The organism is Streptomyces sp. SM18 (genome assembly GCF_002910775.2).
GTDB lineage: Bacteria > Actinomycetota > Actinomycetes > Streptomycetales > Streptomycetaceae > Streptomyces > Streptomyces halstedii.
In genome coordinates this window covers 3054944-3073729 of the sequence record NZ_CP029342.1, presented here as the reverse complement: position 1 = coordinate 3073729, position 18786 = coordinate 3054944, and the positions used below count along the sequence as shown (strand labels likewise).

Sequence of the window (18786 nt, the reverse complement as noted above, 5' to 3'; positions counted from 1 at the left end):
GGGCCGTGGGCGGAGGCCGGTTACGGGTAACGGGTACGGGCCCGCCGCTCCACCCGACCTGAGGGACCGTGCCCGTATCCGTACCCGTACCCGTACCCGTACCCGTACCCGTACCCGTACCCGTACCCGTGCCCGGCGGGTCAGTCCTTCAGGCCTTCAGGGACCCCCGTACCGTCCGGGCCGGTCCGCTGGCCGGGCACGGCCGCCGCGCCGCCGCGCGGGGCGCCGTCGCCGCCGTCGGAGTTGATCGTCTCGATGAGGGCGTCGCGCTCCGGGGTGTCCTCGGGCTTGAGGAGTCCGACGACGATGTAGAGCACCAGCGAGATCGCCAGCGGCAGCGCCACCTGGTACTGCAGCGCGACGTCCGTCTTCACAGAACCGTGGAGGTCGTAGTTGGTGAAGTAGAACGCGAGCAGCCCGGCCGCCCAGCTGGTGAGCGCCGCCGTCGGCCCCGACCGGCGGAACGGGCGCAGCAGGCCCAGCATGAACGGGATGGCGATCGGTCCCATCAGCCCGGCCACCCACTTGATGACGACCGAGATGATGTCCTTGAAGGCGGGCGAGTTGATCTGGGTGGCCAGGGCCATCGACAGCGCGAGGAACGCGAGCGTGGAGAGCCGCGCGGCCAGCAGCCCGGCGCGGTTGTCCCAGGAGCGGGCGGCCTTGGAGAAGACCGGCGCGATGTCCCGGGTGAAGACGGCCGAGATGGAGTTGGCGTCGGAGGAGCACATGGCCATCGTGTGCGAGAAGAAGCCGACGACCACCAGGCCCAGCAGTCCGTGCGGCAGCAGTTGCTCGGTCATCAGGGCGTAACTGTCCGAGGCGTCCGGCTTCTTGGCCTCGACGAGCAGGGGGGCCGCCCACATCGGGAAGAAGAGCACGGCCGGCCACACGAGCCACAGGATCGCGGAGAGCCGGGCCGAACGGGTCGCGGAGCGGGCGGAGTCCGTCGCCATGTAGCGCTGGGCCTGGTTCCACATGCCGCCGTTGTACTCGAAGGTCTTGATGAACAGGTACGCCAGCAGGAACGTCACGGTGTACGGGCCCGCCGTCGGTTCGGCGTGGCCCTCCGGGAGCTTGTCCCAGACGGTCCACAGCGAGCTGAAGCCGCCCAGTTCGTCCAGCACGACGACGAGCATGGTGAGCCCGGCGAAGAGCTGGATGACGAACTGCCCCAGTTCTGTGAGCGCGTCGGCCCACAGCCCGCCGACCGTGCAGTAGACGGCCGTGATGGCGCCGGTGATGAAGATGCCCTGGGTGAGGCTCATGCCCGTGAAGACGGAGAGCAGGGTGGCGATGGCCGCCCACTTGGCGCCGACGTCCACGATCTTCAGCAGCAGGCCCGACCAGGCGAGGGCCTGCTGGGTGGGGACGTTGTAGCGGTTTTTGAGGTACTCCAGGGGCGAGGCGACGTGCAGTCGCGACCGCAGCCGGTTGAGCCGGGGGGCGAAGAGCTTCGCCCCGATCCCGATACCGATGGCGATGGGCAGCGACCAGGTGACGAAGGACGTCACGCCGTACTGGTAGGCGATGCCGGCGTACCCGGTGAACATCACCGCGCTGTAGCCCGACATGTGGTGCGAGATGCCCGACAGCCACCACGGCATCCTGCCGCCCGCCGTGAAGAAGTCGCTGACGTCGTCCACGTGCCGGTGCGACCAGAGGCCGATCGCGACCATCACGCCGAAGTAGCCGATGAGCACGGCCCAGTCGAGACTGTTCATGTGCCCCCTCCAGGGGTCCGCCTTGTGAACGGGAACGCACTTCGTCGGTACGGCCGTTCAGCGGGGCCCCGCGCGGGAAGGGGACTGCGGGGATTGAACCGTCCGCCCGCGCCCTCGGTCAAGGTGTGCGCGGTCAGAGATGTGAACGCAGATCAGTAAGCCGAACGATTTTACGGCTTCTTGACCCAGGGGCCCGTTGTCGTGAACGTGACCGGGGCCACACGATGGGCGGGCACTTCGTCAGGCTGTGCGGAGACATGAACGACGGCGAGCACGACCGCGAGTCCCCCGGGCGACGGGCGGGACAGCGGCGGAGCGGTGGCGCGGAGGCGGCGGGGCCGGGATCGGCGGCGGTCGCGGCGCGACGGCACGAGAACGCGGAACGACCGCACGGGATGCGGGTCCCGTGCGGCCGGAGAAGGACGAGGAGGGGTGGTGAGCGAAGAGGCTCTGACTGCGGACGCGCCGAGCGCACGGGCGGTGGCGCGCGGTGGGCGCCGGGCGCACGTGCCCCGGTTCGGACGCCGGCGTACGCACACCGCTACCGGTGTGCGCCGGACGGGCCGAGCCCCCTCGGCCAGGACGGCGGACCAGTCGAGAGGGCTCCTGGCGATGGCGCGGGACGGACTGCCGTGCCGCGCACGGCCGTCAGCCCGTCAGGCGTCGACGGAACCCGTCGCGACGTCGCGCACGAAGGCGTTCCACGCGCCGGGCACGAAGGTCAGCGAAGGGCCCTCGGGCGCCTTCGAGTCGCGTACGGCGATGGACCGGGTGACGGGGGACTTGACCTCGACGCATGCGCCGTTGCCGCCGGAGTACGACGACTTGGTCCACTTTTCGGTAGCGCCCTGAAGAATAGCCATGGTGACTCCGGTTCAGAGAAGTGTGAGGGACACCAACTTCATTCCTGTTGGCGTGATCGACGCTACTAGCCAACTTCATGGCGTGGAGGTGCCGTTCACTCGACCGGATGGCATATTGCATATGGGTCTTCCGTCTGTAGCGGAGGCCGTGTATCTTTCCGCCCCGCCCTGCACTTATCAGCCAATACCCGGCTCTCGGTGACCCTCGGTGACTCCCCGCCGCCCCTCAGCGGGTGTACTCCTTGGCGATGTCGCTGATGAACTCGCGGGTCTGGTCCGCGTTGAGGGCCTGGGCCCGCAAATGCTCGTACATGACGCTGTAGCGCTGTACGTCGTGGGCCTTCTCCAGATAGAGGTCGCTGGTGACCCCTTCGATGTACACGACGCTGGAGTCGGCGGCATCGGGGAATTCCAGAATGGCGTACTGCCCGTTGATGCCCGGGTGGGCGCCCATGTCGAACGGCAGTACCTGCACGGTGACATGGGGGAGTTCGGACTGCTCGATGAGGTGCTCCAGCTGTTCGGCCATCACCTGCTTGCCGCCGACCCGCCGGCGCAGTGCCGCCTCGTCGATGACGGCCCACAGACGCAGCGGGGCCTCCGGCGCGTTGACCCGGTCCTGCCGCCGGGCCCGGACGCTGACGCGCTTCTCGATTTCGGACGGAGGGGCCTCCGGAAGCGCGCCGCTGATGACGGCCTCCGCGTACCCGCGGGTCTGGAGAAGGCCCGGGACGATCTGGGGCTCGTACACCCGGAGGGATTCGGCGTCCGTCTCCAGCCCGATGTAGACGCTGTACGGGATGTCGCCGAAGGCGTGCCACCAGCCCTGCTGACGGGAGTCCTTGGCCATCTGCATCAGCGAGTCGACGACCCGGTGGTCCTCGACCTCGTAGACCCCGCAGAGATCGCGCACATCGCGCTGGCTGATGGAACGCCGGCCGTTCTCCAGTCGGCTGATCTTCGACTGCGAGACCAGCAGCCGCTCGGCCACCTCCTCGGCCGTCATGCCCTTGATCTCGCGCAGTCTGCGCAATTCCTGGCCCAACCGGCGTCGCCTGACGGTGGGATTGACGTTGGTCGGCACGGGAACGGCACCTCCGGCTATGCAGCTGTTGTAGCTGTGCGTATCTATCGCTCAGCAGATTGCCACCCATGACACCGGGCGCGCTGGGAAATGGCCAATACGCGCGAAACGCGGGGCAGCCGGTGGGTCCGGCTGCCCCGCGCCTGGTGCGGCTCCCGAACCGGGTCTTGGGGACGTCGGTGCGGCGGTTGGCAGTGCTGCGCGTAAGTGTCCGCGCGGTCGTGCGGTCAGTGGACGGCGGAGGTGTGCGCCATGCTGCCGCGGCGAGCTGGTGCTTGCGGCTGCAACGGCACTCCGGCCGCCTGCTGATGACGGCGTGGCTGGACTGCCACGCCGTTCTGGACGTCCATCACGGCGTGCGCGACGAGACCACCCATCGGGTCGTGCCTGATCAGGTCCCGGAGCCGGGAGCGCGATGAACGCCCCTCGTTCCCGGGGTACAGGTGCTTGCCGAGTCCGACCGCGTGGGCCAGCGCGGCGAGCGCCGCGGTCCGCGGGTCCGGCGGTACGCCGGTGCGGATCGCACTGTCCAGCCGGCTTCTGATGTCCCGGCTGACCGCCGTGTCCGTCGCCTGGTAGCGAGTCGTCGGCAGCACTCCGCACATCTGGCCCGCCACGGCATGCACCATGCCGCACCGCTCCAGATGCGCGAGGTAGATCTGGCGGAGCCCCAGCCGGGGTCCGCCGATCCAATGGACGGCCCGGACCGGGCTGCCGCGACGGCGCAGCAGTTCCAGTGCGGAGTCCAGAGTCGGATCTCCTGTCGGCCGTGGCATCACCACGGCGATACGATCCCCGTCAGGGGCTATCCGTCCTGCCAGAGCCAGCTCCACTAGCTGTGCCCCGGCCAGGCCGAGGTCGAGCGACTGCGGCTGCGCTGTGGTACCCGTGGTCGGGTCCAGAGCGAGCAGCAGAAGCTCCTCCGGAATTGTTCTGCGGCTCCTGCCCATCCATGCCTCCCCGCGTGGATGAATGACAGGGTGACCCCTCTCACATTGGTCTGTCGAGGGTGCCTGGGTGCTTTGTAAGGGAACCGTTAGGTATGTCGTTCCCGTCTAGCAGCCCAGCCCAGGTTCCACACAGGACACTGGTAGATGGTTCGGACAGTGCGGGCATGTCCTCGCACGGCGTATGGAGGAGGCATCGGTGGCGGGCGAGTCCCCCGACAGGTCGAAGCAGCGGAAGTCGTCGGGGACGGCTTCGGGGACGGCCGAGGAACGTGATCCGCGTCTGGCCGTGTTCCGTGAACCGGCCGCCTCCGCGAGCACCGGGAGCACGGCGGGCGCCGCGACGGCGGTCTTCCGTACGGAGCGGCCCACGGACACCGATGACGACGCGTCGGACGCCCCGGCGGCCGGTACGGCGGACGCGGGGACCGGTGACGAGGGCGGCGGGCCCGCCGAGGGGGCCGTGAAGGACGCAGGACGCCCGGAGAAGGCCTCGGCGCCCCGCGACGGGGACGGGGAGGCGGAGGACGCCGAGGGCGGCTCCGGGGCGAACGGGGGGCCGTCGGCGCGGCGGGACACCGATACGGACACCGACACGGACGCCGACACGGACGCCGACACGGACGCCGACGAGGCGGAGACCGCCGGGACCGGCCTCGCCGACACGGATGCCGCCGAGTCGGCGGGATCGGCCCGTAACGGTTCGGCCCGCAGCGGTTCGGCTCGTAACGATTCGACTTCTGTTCCGGTTGGCGGTTCCGGGGCGTCGGGAGCGTCCGGGGCCGGTGCCGGTTCGGGTGCCGCGTCCGGTTCGGGCGGGAGCGCTGCCGGCCCGAAGTCGGAGGACGCGGGGACGAAGGCCGACGAGACCAAGGACCCGGAGACGAAGGGCCACGGAGCGACGGTCCGCGAAGCCGAGGCGCCGGAGGCGGATACGCCCAGGTCGGAGGCGGCGTCCGCCGATTCCAAGCCCGCGTCCGAGTCCGAGTCCAAGCGCGAGTCCGAGTCCGACTCCGACTCCGCGGCAGGGCGTGCGGCGGAGTCCGGCGCCATGAAGGAGAGTGCCCCCGCCCCGCGCGTCCCGAAGACGCGCGAGGAGGCCGACACCGAGAAGGCCGACACGGAGAAGGACGGCGAGAAGGCCCCCGCATCCCGCGAGGAGAAGCCCGCCTCGGACAAGGCCGAGCCCACGGACAAGGCCGACGCCGAGGCGTCCGACGCCTCCGACGCCTCCGGGGACGGGCGAGGAATCGATCAGCCGACAGCCGTCTTCACGACGACCCGGCGCCCCCAGGTCGATCAGCCGACGACGGCGCTGAAGCTGCCCCCGCGCGTGACCGAGACGAAGAGCGCGGCCGAGGCGGGCCCGAAGACCGGCCCTGCCAAGGATGCCGAGGACACCAAGGACACCAAGGACACCAAGGGGTCCAAGAACACCAAGGGCCCCAAGGGCGCCGAGGGCTCCAAGGGCACCCGCGACGCCGAAGGCGCCGACGCCCCCGGGACCTCCGCCGAGCGGACCAGCAAGTTCGTCCCCCTGCGGTCGGACGACGTGCGGCCCGCCCCCGTACCGTCCCGTGAATCCGGTGTGCCGGGTGCGTCCGGCGCGTCCGGTGCCTTCGGCGCGCCCACCGGCGCGGTCGGCCCCACCGTCGTCCAGGACGTCGGGGCCGCCGGTTCCACCGGCCCCGCGCCCGGGTACGTCGAGGCCGAGCGGACCCGGCAGCAGCCGATGCCGCCCAAGCCGCCGCTGGACCTGCTGGCCGAGCTGACGAACACCCCGCCACCGCCGGAGACCCCGGTCCGCACGGCCGTGCGGCGGGTCAAGATCTGGACCCCGCTGGTCCTGCTCCTGCTGATCATCTTTGCGATCGCGCAGGCCGTGCGCCCGCTTCCCGACCCCGCGCTGACGCTCTCGGCCGCCCCCACGTACACCTTCGCCGGCGAGAAGCTGGCGATGCCGTGGCCCGAGGAGGGGCAGGGCGCCGTCGAGGTCGAGGGCGTCGGAGCCATCGGCTCGTACGGCAAGGAGAAGTCCGCGCCGATCGCGAGCATGGCGAAGGTGATGACCGCCTACGTGATCCTCAAGGACCACCCGATCACCGGCAAGCAGACCGGTGAGCGGATCGAGGTCGACGCGCAGGCGGGCAAGGAAGCCGACAGCACGGACGAGTCGATGGCGACGATCAAGGAAGGCGACACGTACACGGAGTACCAGATGCTCCAGATGCTGATGATCCCCTCGGGGAACAACGTGGCGCGTCTGCTGGCCCGTTGGGACGCCGGGACGGAGGAGGCCTTCGTCGAGAAGATGAACGCGGCCGCCAAGGACCTCGGCATGACCAAGTCGACCTACACCGACCCGAGCGGACTGAAGTCCTCCACCGTGTCCACGCCCGCCGACCAGATCAAACTGGGCAAGGCGGTCATGCAGAACGACATCTTCCGCAGGATCGTGGACATGCCGCAGGCCGACATCCCCGGCGTCGGCAGGATCTACAACAACAACGACATCCTGCTGGAACCCGGCGTGAACGGCATCAAGACGGGCTCCTCCACCCCGGCGGGCGGCAACCTGCTCTGGACGGCGAGCACCGTCGTGGACGGCAAGACCCAGCGGATCATCGGTGTGGTGATGGGCGCCGACATGGAAGGCCGGCTGTACGACAAGCTCCAGCGCGCGGTGCAGAACAGCCTCAAGCTGATCCAGGCCGCCCAGAAGGGCGTCGATTCGACCACCGTCGTCAAGAAGGGCCAGGTCGTCGGATACGTGGACAACGGGTTCGGTGCCCACACCCCCGTGGTCGCCACCAAGAACCTGAAGGCGGTCGGCTGGAGCGGGCTGGAGGTCGACCTCAAGCTGACGGACGGCGGCAAGACGCCCGGCCACCAGGCCGAGGCGGGCACGGTCGTCGGTGAGGTGACGATCGGTACGGGCACGGGCAAGGTCTCCGCCCCGGTCGCTCTCCAGAGCGCGATGACGGAGCCGTCCTTCGGCGACAAGCTGACCCGTATCTCCTGACCGTCCGGCCCCGCTGTCTCCTGACCGTCCGGCCCGGCCCGACCGCCCGGCCCCGCGTCCTCGGCTCCAGGACGCGGGACCGGCGCGGGTCCGGGCACGGGGTCCGGCCGAGAGGTCGCGGCGGGCGGAACGGACACTCCGCCGCATAAGCCCGGTGCCATGGAAAATGGCACATGCTAGCGTCCCGAAGAGCAACGGAAAGGTCACGGGCGCCGTCCTCACGGGTACGGGCCGGCCCGTGAGGTACATCGACGGTTCGGCAGGCCCAGGGCAAGGACGGGGAGAGTCGCAGTGACCACGGCTGAACCGACACGGACGGGAGCCGCCGGTGCGTCGCCGCGGGCGGACGTCGGGATCCGGATCCCCCTCCAGCCCGACGGCGGCCGTGACCAGCGGGAACGGGCCGCACGCCGGCCCCTGTGGCGTCACCCGGTCGCGCTGACGACCGCGGCCGCCGCCGTCGTCCATGTGCTCTGGTTCTTCTTCTTCGCCAACAGCGGCGGGGACATCGCCGCCCAGGACGCCTGGGCCGAGTTCGTCGGCCGCCACCCCGGAACCGCGTACAACCTCGCCTGGTACGGCGGGATGCACCCGGTCTCGTACAGCGTGGTGTCGCCCTACCTGATGTCCCTGCTCGGCGTCCGTACGACGATGATGATCGTCGGCACGGTGTCCTCGGCGCTGACCGCCCTGATCCTGGTCAGGGTGCCCGCCGTACGCAATCCGCTGGCCTGCTCGCTCGCGGGCGTCTTCGCATACCTCTGCAACGCGCTGTCCGGCCGGGTGACCTTCGGGCTCGGCATGATGTTCGCCCTCGGGGCGGTCGCCGCCGTCTTCTGCTGGCCGCACCGCTGGCGTCGCCGCCGCTGGGCGAAGGCCGTCGTCGCCGCCCCGCTGGCCGGGCTCGCGACCGCGGGCAGTCCGGTCGCCGGGCTCTTCCTCGGAGTGGTCGCGGCGGCGCTCTTCCTGAACAAACGGCGCCCCGGGGCGTACGCGCTCGGCCTGGCGCCCGTCGCGGTCGTGGTCCTGTCCGCCTGGCTGTTCCCCTTCTCGGGTACGCAGCCGATGTCGTTCGGCACGCTCTCGCTGCCGTTCGTCTTCGCCGTCCTGGTCTTCGTCCTCGTACCCCGCGACTGGCGCACCGTGCGCACGGCCGCTGCGGTGTACGGGGTGGGGACCCTGCTGACGTACGTCGTCGACTCGCAGATCGGCTCGAACGTCTCGCGGATGGCGATGCTGTTCGGCGGTGTGGTGCTGCTGGCGGCGCTGCCGTACACGGCGCCCCGCACCCGGCGCTGGTACGCCCTGGCGCTCGCGCTCGTCGGGTTCAACTTCTGGATCGGCTTCAAGGGGGTGGACGACATCGTCCGTACCGCCCCCGCCGCCTCCTGGAGCCGTGAACTGGCCCCCCTGGTCCACCAGCTCCAGAAGGCCGGGGCGGAGCGGGGCAGGGTCGAGGTCGTGCCCGCGAGCAGCCACCGGGAGGCGTCGGCGCTCGCGCCGTACGTGAACCTGGCCCGGGGATGGAACCGCCAGGCCGACATGAAGCGCAACCCGCTCTTCTACGACGACACCCTGGACCCGGTGAACTACCGCGAGTGGCTCGACCGCTGGGCCGTCCACTACGTGGTGCTGCCGACCGGGAAGCCGGACTCCAGCGGGGCGGTGCAGGAGGCGGAGCTGGTCGAGAAGGGCCAGCCGTATCTGAAGGCGGTCTGGAGCGACGCCAACTGGAAGCTGTTCCGGGTCCTGGACCCGGTGCCGCTGGCCGACCCGCCGGCGACGGTGGAGAAGGCCGGCGCGGAGGAGCTGACGATCCGGGTGCGGTCGGCGGGCCGGGTGCTGATCCGCGTCCCGTACTCGCGGTGGCTCGCCGTCGTGGACGACGAGGGCAAGAGCGTCGAGCGGCCGCAGGAGACCGAGGCGTCCAAGCAGCGGTCGGAGGAGGACGAGGAAGCGCCCAAGGACTTCACCAACGCCCACGGCTGCCTGATCAAGGTGGAGGAGGACCCGGACGGCGACGAGTGGACCGAACTCCTCGCCCCGCGTCCGGGCGTCTACCGGCTGGCCGCCCCGTACCAGCTCCAGCCCGGTACACCGTGCCCGGACGAACTGCGCTGACCGTATGAGCGACGACGACCGGCCCGCCCGGCCCACCAGGAGGCCGTTCCTGTACGTCGTCGTGTGCGCGGCCGGGGTCGCCGGTGACGTCGGCACGCTGATCACGGCCGCCCAGGAGGCCGGCTGGGACGTGGGCGTCGTCGCCACCCCGCAGGGCCTCGGCTTCATCGACGCGGCGGCGGTCGAGGCGCGGACCGGTCACCCGATCCGCTCGGCGTCGCGGCGGCCCGGCGAGCCCCGCCCGCTGCCCCCGGCCGACGCGATCGCCGTCGCCCCGGCCACGTTCAACACGATCAACAAGTGGGCGGCCGGGGCTTCCGACACCCTCGCCCTGGGGATCCTGTGCGAGGCGTACGGATCGGGCATCCCCACCGCCGTCCTGCCCTGCCTGAACGCGGCCCAGGCCGCCCACCCCGCCTACCGGCAGAGCCTGGACCGGCTGCGCGCGATGGGCGTGCTCATCGGGACGCGGGAACCCCACGACCCGACGCCCGGCGCCGAGATCGCCCCCTTCCGCTGGGAGGAGGCACTCGGCCTGCTCGCCCCCCGGCTCCAGGAGTTCCGCTGACCGGCAGGGGCCGCGGCCAGGGCCCCGCCCCGAATCAGTCCACGTCGATGCCGTACTCCCCGACCAGCTCCTCCAGGCCGCCCGGATAGCCCTTGCCACCGGTGACGAACTCCCAGTCACCGTTGGCGCGGCGGCGGAAGGACCCCAGGACGAGGGCGGTCTCGCCGTCGCGGCCGTCGGAGACGTCCAACCGGTCCAGCGGGGTCCCCTCGGAGTCCAGCAACCGGATACCCGCGTCGGAGAAGCCGGACAGATCAGCCGCGGCGTTGACGACGGGATCGACCGCGGCGATGACGACGAGGCGGTCGGCCCGCGCCGGCAGGGCGTCGAAGGCGACCTGGATGGCGGCCTTGTCCGGCGCGACGGGGCCGAGCGCGCGGACCGTACCGTCCGGTGTCCTGGGGTTGTTGTAGAAGACGAAGTGGTCGTCGTCCAGGACCCGGTTGCCCCGGCAGACGAGCGCGCACACGTCCAGGGCGACGCCGCCCGACCAGTACATGCCCAGGATGTTGTAGTCGTCCGCCGCCGCCGGGCCGTCCGGGTCCGGCGCCCCGGTGTCCGTATCCGCGCCGCCGCCCGGCGTGACCCGGCTGTCCGGCGCGCTCCGCTGGGCGGGCACCGAGCCCTCGCCGCCGCCCAACCGCCCCCGCAGACCGTGGCGGTGCAGCAGATCGACCAGTTCGGAACCGGCCACCAGCTCCAGGGGCTTGCCGTTGGCGAAGGTGTGCGAGCCCGGACCGAACTTCGACGTCGTGACCAGCACGCCCTTGTTGGCACCGGCGTCCTGCACGGTGCCGTACAGATCGCGGACGGCGGTCGGGGGCACGGTGTTGCGGTAGCGCTTGACCTGGACGACGATCTTGCCGCCGCGAATGGGGGTGGGGTCCAGCGCGTCGACGTCCACACCGCCGTCGTTCGAACGCTGGGTGGTCACGGCCTGCATGCCCATGGCCCGGAACAGCTCGGCGACCAGTTGTTCGAAGGCGATCGGGTCCATGGCGTACAGATCCGGCTCCTCGTCGCCCCCGTGGGTGACGACGCCGTTGCCCACGTCTTCGGGGACCCGGCCGGGGCGTACGGTCGCGTACTGGTCGGGGCGGGACGACAACTGCCCCCGGAGCCCGTCCACCAGGCAGTTGACGGCGTTCACCTGTTCCAGGTGCAGCCCGGCGAAGTCCGCGCGCGAGACCATGACGGTCGCGAGGAACAGAGAGGCCCGGCGGCCGGTCACCGGGTCGTGGTCGTCCACGAACCCGTTCAGCGCGACCGACTCCAGCGCACCGAACTCATCGGCGGCGAAGAGATCGCGCAGGACCAGCAGAACACACTGCGCGAGCACGTCCCGGTAGAGGGCGCGGCGCTGGGTGACCGGCCGGGGCGACTCCTTCTCCTGGTCGGCGCTGACCATGTAGCGCACCGACTTCGCCTCGGGGACGACGGCGTACGCGGGCAGCTCCCAGTTCAGTACCAGCTGGCGCGCACCGGAGTCGTACGCCGCGGACACCTGGCGCGGCAGGTCGTCCGGCCAGCCGGTGGAGGCGTAGAGGGCGGCGGAGAAGTACTCCACCGCGGCCTCCGGGTCCCCGCCGCGCAGCCCGGCCGTCATCTCCGTGATCCCGGCGTTGTGCCGCCGGACCTCGGCGAGTTGGGCGTCGGCCCACTGCTGGTACTGCGCCTGGTAGGTGGCCAGCTGCCGGAGCCGCTGGGCCTCGGCGGCCTGGGCGGCCTGCCAGTCACGCTCGAACCTGGACCGGGCCTCCGCCTGCGCCTGGGCCCGCCGCCCGGCGGTCCAACCGCCTTGCGGCTGATACCGGTTCGGGTCCGGCATGGTGATCGGGTGACCGAGCTGCCCCGGGGAGAACGCCTCGACCCGCTCGGGCCGGGTCAGCGCGTCGGCGCGGAACGCCAACGCCCGGCACCCGGTGGCCAGCAGCCCCTGCAACGCCTCCACCCGCGCGTCCAGCTCCTGGGTACGCCGCCGCGCCTCCGCCTCACGCTGCTCCCGGTACGCCGCCTTCTGCTCACGGTGGCTACGGACGATCTCCCGTTGGTGGGCGCGCTGTTGACGCTCCTGATCGCGCTGATACCTGGCTTGCGCCTCACGTTGACGTTGCTGTTGGCGCTGCGCTTCCGCCCAGACACCGACCAACCCATTGGAGCGACGGCTCATGCTCTACAGGCCCTCCCCACCAGCGACCGGACGTGCGTGTACCCGGCCCTGGCCCCATAACCAGCAGTGATGAGGCGACTCTAGTCGGCCACCGGCCACACGCCTATGCGCGTGCCGCAGATGCCCCCACACCGCCCCGACCCGGTATACACGAGACGAAGCGACGGCGCCGGGGGTACGTGAACACGTGGTGACGGCGGGGCGGACGGTTACGCCTCGGTGGGCTGCGCTTCGTGGGCCGCGGCGATTTGGTCGATGCGTGCGGCGAGGACGAAGTCGGCTTCGGTGAGCCGGTGTCCGGCGTCGTGCGTCGTGATCCGGAACCTGACGTGATCCCACCGCAGGTCGATGTCCGCGTGGTGCCCGATGAGCCGCTCGATGTCCGCGACGTGCACGATCAGTGCTACGCCACCGTGGTACCGGATCCCGAACGTGCGGGTGATGCCGTGCCCGTCACGCTCCCATCCCGGCAGCGCGGCCAGGCGTGCGGTGATGTCCGCGTCCGCCAACGGTTCCTTGCCCACAGCTAGCTCCCCTCGGTCAGCGGTGCCAGGATCTCGGCAAGATCCCGGCCGACCGGGGCATCGTGCCACGGGCGCATCGCCCGTTCCAGAGTGGCCAACTCCCGTCGCATGCGGGCCGACCGGGTCTCCACGGCGATCGTTGCCACCGTGCGGGCGATCTCCACCGCGCGGTCCGGCTCGCGGGCCGCGGCCGCTGCGGTCGCCTGCCGGGCCATGTACACCCCGCGGTCCCGACGGGCCGTCTCCGGTACTTCCGCCAGCACCTGCGCCCACAGCGAGCCCGCCTCTGTGCCTAGGCCGAGCCGCCCGTAGCAGGTGGCGCGCTGTACCTCCAGGTAGCCCGGTGTGCGGCGGCAGGCATTGCCCCACGGCAGGTCGTCATCGACCTGGGGAAGTAGCTGGTCGGCCAGGTCGAGCAGTTGGTCGACGGTCCGGCGCTCCCCGGTGAGGCTGGCACCGTGCGCCTGCTGCTGCATCGCCATGATCCGCACTTTCGGGACAAGGCGGTCAGCGTCCTCCAGGGCAGCCTCGCACAGGTCGACGACCGCGCGTCCGTCACCGAGGTCGGTGCGGACCTGCGCCTGGTTCACCAGGGAGTAGCCGATGAGGTGCGGGTCGCGGGACCGCATGGCGATCTCCTGCGTGACCCCGCGCCAGAACGCGGCCCCGTCCATGTCGCCGGCGTCCTGGTACAGCCAGCCGACGAGCGCCGCGTAGGCGGCTCCGGCACGCAGCAGGCCCCGACGCGTCTCGCCCTTCGCGGAACGCACGAGCTTGTCGATCAGCTGGTATTGGGCGGAGACCGTGCCGATCAGATCGTGCGGGCCGAGGAACATGTCGGCACGGTAGTGCCCCTCCAACTGCTGCTGGAAGTAGTCGACCAGAGCGGGATCGACGTGCTGCGGTGTGATCGGCCCGGCGACGAGCGCGGCGGCGGTGACGGAGGTGAAGGCGCGGTTCACCCGTTCCTCGTCGTGGTGCTCGGGCCGGATCCAGCCGGGCGGGGTGGTGAAGCCGAGGTCTTCGGGCCAGCGGCCGAGAGCATCGTGAAGGACGATCGCCGTCTCTTCCGCCGGCCACCCGGGGCGGCTGCCTTCCCATCGGCGCCACGTCCGCGCGGACACCGTGAACTGGCGGTCGTCCAGCAGCTTTTGCCCGTGGCCGGTGAGCGCGGTCGAGGCGGCCTCGACGGTGCGCCATCCGTGCCGTAGGCGAGCGGCGCGAAGGGCGTCGTTGCGGCTCATGCGTTCCGTGTGACGGGTCATCATCCAAGCTCCCGGCCATGGCCGCCACGTGGCCACGCGTGGCCGTCCGGTGACCTGTTGCTTACTTGTTGTGCACGCACATCATCAGGGTGTGACAGCGGGCCGTGCGGCGGAATGGCTGAGAGCCCCCGATGGACGGAGCCGAACATGCCCACGCCCGCGCTTGAGTTACCTCTGCCCGATCCCGTGACGCTGTCCGACGCGCAGCAGCGCGGCGCGAACTGCGTCTGGTGTGCGGCTCCACTTGCCAACGCAACGGCCCACGACCTCGGCGCCCGCCCGCTCGACGCACACGGGGTCTCGGTCCTCTGGTTCCCCCGCTGCTGCCGCACCTGCCAGAAAGCCCGGTCATGACGACGAAGACAGCGACGAACGCCGAAGCCGCGTACGAAATCTGGCTCGGACATACCGTCCAGTGCGCCGCCTGCCGGACCACTCCCTGCGTGACGGCCATACGGCTCGGCCGCGCCTGGCGGGAGGCCCGCCGATGAGCCCCGCCCCCAAGGCCAAGCCGCCACCCACTCCGAAGCCGCCCGAGCGAGACCTCGTACTGGAAGACCTGATCTGGCTCCAGCAGACCCGCGAGGCGCGGCTGGCCGCGGCGCGAGCCCAACGGCCCCGCTGAACGCACGGACCGCATGCGGCCGGGGCCGGCCGTACCTGGCCGGAGCATGGAGGCGCCTACCCCCGGACGGGGCCGGCGAGGTTGACACCGATCCCTTCGGCGGACCGTTTCCCGGTGTGCAGTGGGACCGCCCCCTTGGTGAGGTCAGGGTGGGGGAGGACAGCGCGGAGCATCACCTTCAGGACGGGGGATCTGCCGAGATCAGGAGAAGACCGGCCACTCGGTGCCCACCCCCCTTAGGCTGCGGCGCACACGGCGCACGGCCGCCACGGGAGGGGACACCGTTGGAACAGCTACGAAGACTTGTCGACGCGTACGCCGGGCGCAGCCAGAAGGCGGTGCGGTTCCGCCCGGAGACCTGGCGGCCCTGGCTGGAGCCGCACGGGGCCGCGCACATCCTCGACGCGGGCTGGGAACGCGCGACCGGGCCCGGCGCGGACCGTCTGATCGACCGGGACGGCCTGACGGCGGTACGGGAGCGCGCCGGAGCCGACCGAAACGGCGATCCGGGCGGCGATGCTGACGGCCTCCGCGACCTGTTCGTGGCCGTCATGATCTGGGGCTCGGGCACGACCAACGGCCGTGGCCCAAGACACACGGCCGCAGCCCTCTCGGACCCCCGCCTGCCGACGGTCCTGCGGGCGACCCGCGCCTCGGTCCGAAAGGGCGACTTGGGCGCGGCCTACAGCCAGTTCGCCGTCAGGGGCGTCGGCCGCTCGTTCTTCACCAAGTGGTTCGCCGCGGTGGACGACCGGGGCCCCGAGTGCGACCGCGCGCTGATCCTCGACGACAGGGTCTTCCGCTCCCTGAACGCCCTGGGCTGGTCCAGCCGCGAGGCGGCGGGCACCCGGCGCCGGCCGACGAGATACACGACGTACGTCAGCACGATGCACGGCTGGGCGAGAGAACTGGGGACCACGGCCGACCGACTGGAATGGATCCTGTTCGCTGCGAACGGCCAGGTGGACGGGGATGGGAAACCGGGTGGGCAACCTACCCGGACACGGAGCCACGGTGCGGACGAGAGGACAGGCTGACCACCCTCGCACCGCGCACAGTCAAACGTTCAACCTGCTGTGGGGAGTTGTCGCTCTCATAGGCGGGGGCTTCTGGCCGCCAACATCCGTGGGGAGGCCGAATGGTTCCAGGCGCTGCCCTACGCCTACCGCTCACGGCCCACCAGTGTCACGACGTGCCGAGTGACTGGAGGTGTCTTCGCTCTCGCAGAGGCGGGGACCCTTGTCGCCTGCGGACTCTAAACCGCGCGTGGACCAGTGGCTCCACGATCTCCCGTCCTGGTGCGCGCGATTGGGGCGGCAACCCCCGCGTCCGCTCACGCAAGCGGCCCCGGACGAAGAGTCCCAGACCGCCCAAAACCTCTCACTGGGAGATAAACCCCAGGTCAGAGCGGTAACGCGGTGTGTCCCAGGAGGATTCGAACCTGCGACACCCGCGGATTCCCGTCCTCACGTGTGCTGTATCGCTGTATCCGTGCCAGCTGGGTCAGTGGCAGCGCGAGCTCCAGGAGCGCGGCTCCGTGAGCTGTGGCGGCTTGCGCTATGCGTTTCGAGGTATATACCGTTGATTGCATGACGGAGCGATGGCAGATCGAGATCGAGCCCGAGGTGCGGGATTGGCTGGAGCTGCTTCCATTCCGCCTGTACCGGCGGGTCGAGGACAAGACGGACCGGCTGCTGGACGAGCCGACGACTCTCGGAGAGCCGTACTCGCGCCACCTGGGCGGCAAGCTACGGGAGCTCCGCTTCGAGTTGGACGGCGAGGCGGTACGCATCCCGTACTGGCTCGCGCCGGGGCAACGGATCGTGCTGCTGACGGTCTTCCGCAAGACGAGGATGCGCGAGGCAGCAGAAGTTGAGCGCGCGCACCAAGTCCAGAAGGTCTGCGAGACCGAACACGGCCACGCTCAGCACACCTACGAGCGGCGCAAGGAGAGCTGATGAATCACAGCACATGGAGGACGCGTCGGACCCGCCAGCTCGCGGGTGAGGTGGTGGAGTACGACCAGGAGTACGTCGATGCCCGCCTGGCCGGCGACCTCGGGCAGGCGGTCCACGACCGCCGGTCCGAGCTGGGCCTGTCCCAGACGGAGCTGGCAGAGCGGGCCGGGATGACCCAGCCCCAGGTCTCCCGGATGGAGGGGGGTGACACCGTGCCTACGCTCCCGCTGCTGCGGCGCCTGGCCAAGGCTTTGGACGGCACGCTGAAGCTGACCATTGACGAAGGCGACTCGCACGTCACCTTCACCCCGCACGCCGCCTGAACCGACGAAGGGCACCTACGAAGAACTGTAGGTGCCCTTTTCTGTGCCCCCGGCAGGATTCGAACCTGCGACACCCGCTTCAGACCCGGTGCCCGATTCGAACTATTTGATCACGATCCGATTGGGGTCGAGATTCGGAGCGAAGCCGGACAATCGGATCTGCCGGTGGTACCCCACCGACCTCTTCCCAGAGTTACGGGACAACGCTTAGGTCGGCCGGTGAGCGGAAGGCCGTCCGAGCGCGAACGGGCGGAGTTTGGTGAACCGCTAAGGACTCCTGGCAGCAGCGGCGAACACAGCAGGCCCCTCCGGGAGACGTGCGAGGACGTCCAGACTCGGGTGTGGGGGTCGGTGAGCGAGGGGCGGGCGAGGCGGCGAGCGCGCCAGGCTCGGCGGGTCGGCGGTCAGGTCTCGGCGGTGCGGCCGAAGACGATGCTGGGGGCGCGCCATTCGGCGAGGGGGCCGGTATTGGCGACGATGGGCAGGTCCATGAGGGACGAGGTGAGGGTGGCGGTCTGGTGGGCGCGGTAGCGTCGCCGGGAGAACCCATCAGGGAAGGGGCGATCACCGGATGCTGCACAGGACTGATGTGGCCGACAGGCGCGGCCTGATCCTCGACTTCGCCGGGGTGCTTACCGCCAGCCCGATCGATGTCCACCGCGCCTGGTGCGTGTCAGAAGGGCTGGCTCCGGGCGCATGGCGCAGCACTCTCAACGATCACCCTGAGGGCCGGCGTCTGTACGAGGCTCTGGAAATCGGGGAGATCGGGCAGACCGAGTGGAACGAGGGCACGGCCGCGCTGTTGGGTGCGCACGTGGATCCGGTGAACCTGATGGGGCGGGCCTGGGCCGGGGTGCCCGTGGCCCGCCGGATGATCGCGCTCGCGCGTGCCGCGCGTGCCGCCGGCCACCGGCTTGCCCTGCTGTCCAACAGCTTCGGTCTCGACCCGTTCAACCCGTACGAACACGTCGGCGTCTGGGACCTGTTCGACGCGCACGTCGTCTCCGAGCTGGTCGGGATGGCCAAGCCCGATCCGGCGATCTACGAACTCGCCCTGGAGCGGATCGGGCTGCCCGCCGAGCGGTGCGTGTTCGTGGACGATCACGCGGTGAACCTTCCGCCGGCCGCCGAGCTGGGCATTGCCACGGTCCACCTCACGGCCGAGGATGACGCCGTGACCGAGTTGGAGGCCCTCCTCGGTGTCACGGCGGCGCTCGCCGCATGAACCAAACTGCGGTCTGATCAAAGGCTGTCTGCTTCACCGCTCCGGCCAGTACTGTCCGTGTGGAGCTCATCGCGCGGAGGTCCTGGAACATGCAGTGGTCGGAGTACACCACCTCTGAGCGCTTGAAGGCGCTGCGCGGCGGCATGACGCAGCAACCGTGGAGGGTGCAATACAGGAACTCGGGCATGTGTGTGATCAACAGATGGTGGCCGCCGGTGGTGCCCGAGGCGGTCCGGGCCCAGGCACCGAGGGGGAGCGAGTGATCACGAACCGGGAGGGAAGGGGCTCAACGCTCTCTCAGGCGATCACATGCCCAACAACGTGACGACGCCGTGCGCAGGGCGACAGTCATGCCAGCCGGTGAACG

General features: G+C 70.4%; 15 protein-coding genes. 8 read left to right on the top strand and 7 right to left on the bottom strand.

What is annotated here, in order from left to right; genetic code table 11:
• Positions 1 to 140 precede the first annotated feature (140 nt).
• The 4 genes from B9S64_RS13595 to B9S64_RS13580 form a co-directional block, all read right to left on the bottom strand.
• Positions 141 to 1724, bottom strand: coding sequence for a sodium:solute symporter family protein (locus B9S64_RS13595; protein ID WP_103492391.1), 1584 nt, complete (start codon positions 1722 to 1724; stop codon positions 141 to 143).
• Between the two features lie 656 nt (positions 1725 to 2380).
• The gene (locus B9S64_RS13590; protein WP_028441417.1) at positions 2381 to 2587 is read right to left on the bottom strand and encodes a DUF397 domain-containing protein; all 207 of its coding nucleotides are present in this window, start codon (positions 2585 to 2587) and stop codon (positions 2381 to 2383) included.
• 226 nt (positions 2588 to 2813) lie between these two features.
• Positions 2814 to 3671, bottom strand: coding sequence for a helix-turn-helix transcriptional regulator (locus B9S64_RS13585; protein WP_103492392.1), 858 nt, complete (start codon positions 3669 to 3671; stop codon positions 2814 to 2816).
• A gap of 227 nt (positions 3672 to 3898) precedes the next feature.
• Positions 3899 to 4621: a GPP34 family phosphoprotein gene (locus tag B9S64_RS13580; RefSeq protein ID WP_103492393.1), complete on the bottom strand. Its 723-nt coding sequence runs from the start codon at positions 4619 to 4621 to the stop codon at positions 3899 to 3901.
• Positions 4622 to 4817: 196 nt separating this feature from the next.
• Here B9S64_RS13580 and B9S64_RS13575 point away from each other — a divergent pair, with 196 nt between their 5' ends.
• The 3 genes from B9S64_RS13575 to B9S64_RS13565 all read left to right on the top strand — a co-directional run bounded on the left by B9S64_RS13575 (position 4818) and on the right by B9S64_RS13565 (position 10329).
• A complete protein-coding gene (locus B9S64_RS13575) occupies positions 4818 to 7640 on the top strand; it encodes a D-alanyl-D-alanine carboxypeptidase family protein (protein ID WP_181012363.1) in 2823 nt (940 codons plus the stop codon).
• 291 nt (positions 7641 to 7931) lie between these two features.
• A complete protein-coding gene (locus tag B9S64_RS13570; RefSeq protein WP_103492395.1) occupies positions 7932 to 9761 on the top strand; it encodes a hypothetical protein in 1830 nt (609 codons plus the stop codon).
• 4 nt (positions 9762 to 9765) lie between these two features.
• Positions 9766 to 10329, top strand: a complete 564-nt coding sequence (locus B9S64_RS13565; RefSeq protein ID WP_103492396.1) for a flavoprotein — start codon at positions 9766 to 9768, stop codon at positions 10327 to 10329.
• Between the two features lie 34 nt (positions 10330 to 10363).
• Here the strand turns inward: B9S64_RS13565 and B9S64_RS13560 are convergent, their stop codons facing one another.
• From B9S64_RS13560 to B9S64_RS13550, 3 genes are all read right to left on the bottom strand, one after another.
• Complete coding sequence (locus B9S64_RS13560) at positions 10364 to 12499, bottom strand: restriction endonuclease (RefSeq protein ID WP_181012364.1); 2136 nt, start codon at positions 12497 to 12499, stop codon at positions 10364 to 10366.
• Between the two features lie 209 nt (positions 12500 to 12708).
• Complete coding sequence (locus tag B9S64_RS13555; RefSeq protein WP_103492398.1) at positions 12709 to 13023, bottom strand: 4a-hydroxytetrahydrobiopterin dehydratase; 315 nt, start codon at positions 13021 to 13023, stop codon at positions 12709 to 12711.
• 2 nt (positions 13024 to 13025) lie between these two features.
• A complete protein-coding gene (locus tag B9S64_RS13550) occupies positions 13026 to 14267 on the bottom strand; it encodes a Twin-arginine translocation pathway signal (protein WP_103492436.1) in 1242 nt (413 codons plus the stop codon).
• A gap of 508 nt (positions 14268 to 14775) precedes the next feature.
• Between B9S64_RS13550 and B9S64_RS34465 the strand changes: the two genes are divergently transcribed.
• The 5 genes from B9S64_RS34465 (at position 14776) to B9S64_RS13515 (ending at position 18419) form a co-directional block, all read left to right on the top strand.
• Positions 14776 to 14913 carry a hypothetical protein gene (locus tag B9S64_RS34465; RefSeq protein WP_181012365.1) on the top strand — a complete coding sequence of 46 codons (138 nt, stop codon included), beginning with the start codon at positions 14776 to 14778 and terminating at the stop codon, positions 14911 to 14913.
• 284 nt (positions 14914 to 15197) lie between these two features.
• Positions 15198 to 15950 (top strand): hypothetical protein, encoded by a 753-nt coding sequence (locus B9S64_RS13540; RefSeq protein WP_103492400.1) that lies wholly within the window; start codon positions 15198 to 15200, stop codon positions 15948 to 15950.
• A gap of 552 nt (positions 15951 to 16502) precedes the next feature.
• Positions 16503 to 16871 (top strand): type II toxin-antitoxin system RelE/ParE family toxin, encoded by a 369-nt coding sequence (locus B9S64_RS13530; protein WP_181012366.1) that lies wholly within the window; start codon positions 16503 to 16505, stop codon positions 16869 to 16871.
• Entirely contained in the window at positions 16871 to 17194 is a 324-nt protein-coding gene (locus B9S64_RS13525; protein WP_103492402.1) for a helix-turn-helix domain-containing protein, read from the top strand. The genes B9S64_RS13530 and B9S64_RS13525 overlap by 1 nt, the downstream gene beginning before the upstream one ends.
• A gap of 571 nt (positions 17195 to 17765) precedes the next feature.
• Entirely contained in the window at positions 17766 to 18419 is a 654-nt protein-coding gene (locus B9S64_RS13515; protein ID WP_103492403.1) for an HAD-IA family hydrolase, read from the top strand.
• The last annotated feature ends 367 nt before the right edge of the window (positions 18420 to 18786 follow it).

Excerpts from the sequence above, each read along its gene's own strand:
- B9S64_RS13550 (WP_103492436.1), bottom strand. The coding sequence starts at position 14,267 with ATGAGCCGCAACGACGCCCTTCGCGCCGCTCGCCTACGGCACGGATGG.
- B9S64_RS13515 (WP_103492403.1), top strand. The coding sequence starts at position 17,766 with ATGCTGCACAGGACTGATGTGGCCGACAGGCGCGGCCTGATCCTCGAC.
- B9S64_RS13595 (WP_103492391.1), bottom strand. The coding sequence starts at position 1,724 with ATGAACAGTCTCGACTGGGCCGTGCTCATCGGCTACTTCGGCGTGATG.
- B9S64_RS13565 (WP_103492396.1), top strand. The coding sequence starts at position 9,766 with ATGAGCGACGACGACCGGCCCGCCCGGCCCACCAGGAGGCCGTTCCTG.
- B9S64_RS13560 (WP_181012364.1), bottom strand. The coding sequence starts at position 12,499 with ATGAGCCGTCGCTCCAATGGGTTGGTCGGTGTCTGGGCGGAAGCGCAG.
- B9S64_RS13525 (WP_103492402.1), top strand. The coding sequence starts at position 16,871 with ATGAATCACAGCACATGGAGGACGCGTCGGACCCGCCAGCTCGCGGGT.
- B9S64_RS34465 (WP_181012365.1), top strand. The coding sequence starts at position 14,776 with ATGAGCCCCGCCCCCAAGGCCAAGCCGCCACCCACTCCGAAGCCGCCC.
- B9S64_RS13530 (WP_181012366.1), top strand. The coding sequence starts at position 16,503 with ATGACGGAGCGATGGCAGATCGAGATCGAGCCCGAGGTGCGGGATTGG.
- B9S64_RS13580 (WP_103492393.1), bottom strand. The coding sequence starts at position 4,621 with ATGGGCAGGAGCCGCAGAACAATTCCGGAGGAGCTTCTGCTGCTCGCT.
- B9S64_RS13590 (WP_028441417.1), bottom strand. The coding sequence starts at position 2,587 with ATGGCTATTCTTCAGGGCGCTACCGAAAAGTGGACCAAGTCGTCGTAC.